This is a genomic window from Alkaliphilus pronyensis, assembly GCF_009017275.1.
Taxonomy (GTDB): Bacteria; Bacillota; Clostridia; order Peptostreptococcales; family Natronincolaceae; genus Alkaliphilus_C; species Alkaliphilus_C pronyensis.
In genome coordinates this window covers 1-5,590 of record NZ_WBZC01000087.1, presented here as the reverse complement: position 1 = coordinate 5,590, position 5,590 = coordinate 1, and the positions used below count along the sequence as shown (strand labels likewise).

General features: G+C 31.9%; 4 protein-coding genes. All 4 read left to right on the top strand.

Features of this window, described 5'->3' with window-relative positions; genetic code table 11:
- A partial coding sequence (locus F8154_RS14760; protein ID WP_192930332.1) for a 23S rRNA (pseudouridine(1915)-N(3))-methyltransferase RlmH occupies positions 1-292 on the top strand: 292 nt, incomplete at its 5' end.
- A gap of 221 nt (positions 293-513) precedes the next feature.
- A complete protein-coding gene (locus tag F8154_RS14755; protein WP_151862381.1) occupies positions 514-1,056 on the top strand; it encodes a GNAT family N-acetyltransferase in 543 nt (180 codons plus the stop codon).
- Between the two features lie 160 nt (positions 1,057-1,216).
- Entirely contained in the window at positions 1,217-2,113 is an 897-nt protein-coding gene (locus F8154_RS14750) for an AraC family transcriptional regulator (RefSeq protein WP_151862380.1), read from the top strand.
- A gap of 24 nt (positions 2,114-2,137) precedes the next feature.
- A complete protein-coding gene (locus tag F8154_RS14745) occupies positions 2,138-5,461 on the top strand; it encodes a TrmO family methyltransferase domain-containing protein (RefSeq protein ID WP_151862379.1) in 3,324 nt (1,107 codons plus the stop codon).
- Positions 5,462-5,590 lie beyond the last annotated feature (129 nt).

Genomic DNA, 5,590 nt, shown 5'->3' with positions numbered 1-5,590 from the left:
CCTTAAGCACATAAAGGAAGCTGCATATACAGTAGTTTTAGATATCAAGGGTAAAATGCTTGCATCAGAAGAACTAGCAGACAAGCTACAATCCCTAGGTGTAACCGGTAACAGCAATGTAGTATTCATTATTGGGGGCTCTTTAGGTGTATCCGACCAGGTGCTACAAAAGGCAGATTACAGGCTATCCTTTTCACCGATGACATTTCCACATCAGTTAATGAGGCTAATACTACTTGAGCAAATATATAGAGGGTTTAGGATAGTGAAGGGTGAACCGTATCATAAATAAAAATATGCTAAGATAAAAATCGTTGTAAAATCAGCAGTTTTTCTCATCACAACAGTATGTTTATGCATATGTATTTGAATTGATAAGGTTGCTGAATTGAGTAAAACTTGTGATATACCCATAATTTGCATTTTAATTTAATAAAAAGAATAATTGTACCATTTTTTATAGAATTGATAAATTAAGAACCCTATGATTTTGATAAAGGGAGAATATTGATAATGATGAGAGGAAACTTAATTGCTTTAGAACCAATGGATATTAAAAAGCATGCAGAAGGTTACTTTAATGTATCACAAGATGAAAATATTCACAAGTATGTCGGAAATACTGTGCCTGTGTCAATTGATGATATTATAAAATTGCTAAATTCATATGATGAATACTTTGTTAATTGGATGATAATATCAAATGAAACACAAGACGTAATTGGAATTATAAGATTAGGAAAACCTGTTATTGAGAATGGACTTTTGGTGGCTGGCGAATCACAAAGGCTTCACTCTAATTACTGGAGAAAAGGATATATGAGAGAAGCAAAAAAATTATTCTATGAATATGTATTTAACGAATTAAGTGTTGATGTCCTATATGCCGATGTTTGGGAAGGAAATATCAATTCAATTAAATCTCTGGAATCATCAGGTTACAAATTAATTGAAACACAGTTTGATATTTTTAGCAAAAGTGGGAAAAGCACAGCGAAATATATTTATTCCTTTACTAAGGAAGATTATTTGATGAGAAAATCAAGTGAACTATAGTTAAACGATAGATTCATTAAAAAGAGACGTGGGGACATTTCGGTTGTCTTGTATTGCTTTAAAGAGACAGATACCATGTCTATTATAACTAAACCGCAGTTACAGCGGTTCTAGAATTATAGTTAAACGTGAAATACATACCAGATAGAGGTGATATATTATGGAGTTTATATTTAATGAATCAAGGTTAATTTACATTTCTAAAATTAATAAGGTACAAGATTATATAGAAAAACATTTAGATGAAGAATTAAATACAAGGCAGTTATCGGAAATAGCTGCCTTTTCTAGTTTTCATTTTCAGCGTATTTATCGACACATGACAGGGGAGAGTCTCTATAGTTATATCAAAAGATTACGACTTGAGAAAGCCACATTTTTATTACTTGCTAATAAGAAAAAATCAATCCAAGATATAGCTTTATCAATTGGTTTTTCTAATCAGGCATCTTTTTCAAAAGCTTTCAAAGAAAGATTTGGTATGAATGCAAGCCAATTCAGACGTCTTAATGAGAATGAAAATATGATAATTAAAGATATTAGCATGAATGGAAAAGTATATAATACAGGGATTCGTTATACTAGACCTATAGAAGTATCTGTCAAATCATTAGAAACAATAAAAGTAGTTTATACTAGGCACGTCGGATCTTATAAAGGTAATAGTGATCTTTTTAAAGGATTATTTTCAAAATTATATTTTTATACCAGTTCAAGGGATTATATAAGAAATGATTCAAAATGGTTTGTGCTATATCATGATTTCGGTGATCTGACAATGGAAGAGCAACTAAGATTAAGTGTATGCATGTCAACGAATGAAGATGTAAAAGCTGACGGCGAATTTGGCAGTATGTTTCTAAAAGGTGGAACATATGTGGTTGGAAGATTTATGTTAAAGCCAAATGAATATGAACTAGCTTGGAATTATATGCTGTCAAAATGGTTGCCAGAAAGCGGTTATATACCAGATGATCGTATATTTTTTGAACATTATCCACCTCAAGAATGCAATCAAAGTAAAGAGGAGAAAGTTGTAGAAATCTGTATCCGATAACTCCTCTTTAGAAGGAGACCAACTATGAAAAAAATAGAATTTCAATCAATTGGAGACTATGAAATCATAAACATGGCGGGTGAAGGGAAAGATGGTATCACAAAGATTACTTTAAAAAAGGTCTTTCAAAAAGCCATGATAAAATTAGGTGATTTTAGTCATTGTATTGTTTTCACTAAGGATAAAAATAGGATTTTTTGTTATGGAGTAAAAATATATAAGTTGCTGGAAAAGACTAGTGAAATTTTAATAAATGAAGTGAATATGAAAGGTGAAATTATAGATATAAAACCATATTTCCCATGTGAAGAAAGGCTAGAAAATGTCTATAAGAATCAAATTCATACAGGGATTTATTTCAATGGAAATCCTATTGGTGAGTATTTATTTTTCAGCAAAAGTGGTGTAATACAGATTAATGAATCGGAATACCTTCCAAAGTACAAAATAGAATCAGTATTAGAAAAGATAGAAAAAGGAGATTATCTAAGAGTTCTTTGGTGGTTTGACAGATTTGATAAAAAAGAATTACGTAAGAATTGCATGTGTAATCCACCTTATGAAAATGCACCAAAGTGTGGGATTTTTGCTACAAGGTCACCTGTAAGACCAAATCCGATTGCATCTACAGTGGTAAGAGTAGATGACGTGGATAAGTATAATAACTATATAAGGGTTTGTGGGTTTGATGGATTTGAAAATTCGCAGATATTACAAATTATGCCATATAGTGATGTTACTGTTTTTAAAGATGTTAGAGTTCCAGAATGGGTAGATCATTGGACGGATTATAAAGTCTTTGAAGAATCTAAAGGGGATATTGAAGCTATAATTTGTAAGGTTAAAGATGATGTAGATGAAGAAATAGTTTTTGTTCCAGAGCTTGAACCAGAAAGTGTATGGAACTTAGATAAGATTAATGCTATTGAAATATCTGTAGAAAATGCTTATGTTCATAACCTAAAAAACATATCTGTGAAAATCCCTAAAAACAAAATTACTGTTTTTACAGGAGTCAGTGGTAGTGGAAAATCAAGTCTTGCATTTGATACCATTTATCATGAAAGTCAAAAACAATTTATGGATTTAGTTTCTTCTGATTTTAGCATGGATATTAATGAATCTAAGGTAAAAAAAATAACTGGACTCCAACCAGCTATTGCCATTGAGCAAAAAAATTTAGGTAGAAATCCAAGGTCTACAGTAGGGTCAGTAACAAAGACAGGTAATTTATTGAAACTGTTATATGCAACAATTGGAGAAAGAACTTGTCCTCAATGTTATGAACTTGTTTCTGAAAACAATGTATGTGGTCAATGTGGAAGCATTTATTTTGACTTGACACAAGCAGTATTTAGTTATAATGACCCGGATCATATGTGTCCTACGTGCAAGGGTTTAGGAGAGGAATTACAGATTGATGTTGAGCGTATAGTAAGTAATCCTAATAAATCTATTTTAGATGGAGCATCTGTTTGGTGGGGAAATTTAAGAAAGCATAGGGAAAATCCAAATGCAAACTGGATGCGAGGAGAAGTGCTTGCCCTAGCTGATGACATGAAGGAAAATCTGGAAGTGCCTTTTAAGGAGCTTACTGAGAATTTTAAGAAGCAGCTCTTCTATGGCACTAATGGGAGAGAAGTCAGTCTTAGCTATGTCAATTCTAATGGTAGGAAAGGTATCATAACTAGACCAGTTGAAGGTGTAGTCAACACAATGAATCGACTATTAAGAAATAATAATGCTGATAAATCAATAGCCAATCTTGAGCAATATATTGTGAAAAAGAAATGTAGTCACTGTAATGGGGAGCGTTTGAAGAAAGATGGTCGTTTGGTCAAAATTGGGCTAACAAGATATCCAGAAGCTGCTAATATGAATATATCAAAGTTGAAAAATTGGTGTCATCAAATATATAATACTTTATCTACTGAAAAAAAAGATAAATCTAAAATAATATTTATGAAAACTTTATATCAATTAAAGAAAATGGAACAGGTTGGATTAAACTATTTGAGTTTAAATAGAAGTGTACCTTCCCTTTCAGGTGGAGAAGCTCAGAGGTTAAAAATTGCAACTCAATTTGGATCAGATTTGACAAATATTCTCTATATAATGGACGAACCATCTAAAGGACTTCATCCAAGAGATTATCAATTTCTTATTGAAGTTATTCAGGATTTAAAGAAACTAAACAATACAGTTATAATGGTGGAACATAAAAAAGCGTTTATTGATATGGCAGATTATTTAGTGGAGGTAGGACCAAGAGCTGGTAAATATGGTGGAGAGATATTAAGGGCTGAAGAAGTGCCTGATAAAAAAGGTAGTAATACAGATATTTTTCATTTTAGACCTACCAAGGATGAAATGATAAGTAGAAATAGGATTTTGGCATTAAAGGGGGTAACTACCAATAATCTAAAAAACATAGATATTAGGATACCCTTATCAAAACTAACTTGTGTGATTGGGGTAAGTGGATCGGGTAAGAGTAGCTTAGTTTCAAAAACCATATATCCAGCTATTTTAAAAAACCTTGGAAAAAAAAGTGATGTCATAAGAGAGTATAAGGAAATTTGTGGAGTAGATAACTTAAAAGAGGTTTATTATGTTAATCAAAATCCAATTGGTAAGACACCTAGATCAATTCCTGGAACTTATTCAGGTGTATTTGATTTAATAAGGGATTTCTATGCTAAATTGGAGGACGCAAAGAAGAAGAGATTAACTAAGGAGCATTTTAGCTTTAATAGTAAAAAGGGACAGTGCTCAGAATGTAAAGGCGCTGGACAGATAGCTGTTCCTATGCATTTTATGCCAGATATATATACCACATGTAAAAAATGTAACGGAAGAAGATATGACGATAAGATATTAGAAGTAACATACAAAGGGTATAGTATTTCAGATTTATTAGAGATGGAAATTAATGAGGTTAAGGAAGTATTTAGGGATGAAAAGAAAATATTTGATATGCTAGACATGTTTCATCGATTAGGCATATCTTATATCAAACTAGGTCAAAGTGCAACAACTCTTTCTGGGGGTGAAGCACAGCGAATAAAATTAGCAAAACAATTAGGCTTAGGTAAAACAAAGGATGTACTATATATTCTTGACGAACCTACAACCGGTCTTGATGATGAAAATGTAAAAAAACTAATCTATATTTTAAAAGAACTAACAAATAATGGTGCAACTGTTATCGTAATTGAACATAATCCTTTACTTATACAACAAGCAGATTGGATTATAGAGATGGGCCCAGATGGTGGGAATTTAGGTGGTTATGTTGTAAATGAAGGTTGGTTGAATAATGGAACTAATAAAGATATAGGCCATTAATGATTATTACTCTTGTTAAATCTAATCTTGGGTCTATATTTTGTATAAGGAATAAGATGATTAGAGTCAATGATCTTTTGGATGTAAGAAACCGCCGTTGCATACAGTACGGTGAACCGTATCATAAAT